Source organism: Pedobacter sp. 01N416, from assembly GCF_056399685.1.
Map to the genome: position 1 here is coordinate 1 of NZ_JBFTRT010000920.1, position 1,076 is coordinate 1,076.

Here is a 1,076-nt window from a genome sequence, read left to right on the forward strand (position 1 = left end):
ATATTATCCAACAGATTATTAACCTGTTAATTAGTAAAGGAGCCCGCGCTGCCAAACCTGGCGAATTTACTTTACGTGCCTTTTTAAACGGTGCTTTCGATCTAAGTCAGGCCGAAGCAGTAGCCGATTTAATTGCCTCAAATTCGAAGGCTTCGCATGATGTGGCCATGCAACAGATGCGTGGCGGCTTTGCCAATGAATTAAAGGGTTTACGAGAGCAATTGATCCATTTCGCCTCGATGATTGAGCTTGAACTCGATTTTGCAGAAGAGGATGTAGAGTTTGCCAACCGCGAACAGCTAAAAAACCTCGTGAACAAAATCAACTACGTTCTGCAACGTTTAATCTCCTCTTTCGAAATGGGAAATGTGATTAAAAATGGGGTTCCAATTGTTATTGCTGGCAAACCTAATGTGGGTAAATCTACTCTATTGAATGCACTCCTGAACGAAGAACGCGCTATAGTTTCGGACATTGCCGGAACCACACGCGATACCATTGAAGATGAACTCACCATTGGCGGCATTGTTTTCCGTTTTATCGATACGGCCGGAATCCGAGATACTGCTGATATTATCGAAGCTTTAGGCGTAGAACGTACCTTAGAGAAAATGAAACAGGCTAAACTGATTATTTACATGGCCGATGCCGCTCAAAGTAATTCAGAAATTGAAGAGCAGGTTCGGGGTTTAGCGCAATTGGCTATCCCCTATTTAATTTTAGTCAATAAAGCCGACCTCATGGCAGATGCACAGCGTAAAGCTTTCGAAGCTTTAGATGTTGTTTTTATTTCGGCTAAAGAGAAACAGGGTATCGATGAATTAAAAACCACTTTATTGGAGCAGGTTAACTTGCACCATATTAATACCAGCGAAACCCTGGTAACGAATATCCGCCATGTAGAAGCTTTAAAACAAACCGAACATGCCCTGCAAAGGGTTTTGGCTAATGTAGATAATCCGGTTACCTCTGATTTCTTAGCAATGGACATCAAACAGGCGCTTCATTATCTTGGTGAAATTACGGGTACAGTGACTACCGATGATTTGTTGGAGAATATATTTACGAAGTTTTGT

At 41.8% G+C, this 1,076-nt stretch carries 1 protein-coding gene; it reads left to right on the forward strand.

What is annotated here, in order from left to right; genetic code table 11:
* On the forward strand, positions 1 to 1,076 hold a 1,076-nt coding region (mnmE, locus tag AC1DND_RS28400), incomplete at both ends, for a tRNA uridine-5-carboxymethylaminomethyl(34) synthesis GTPase MnmE (RefSeq protein ID WP_477586260.1).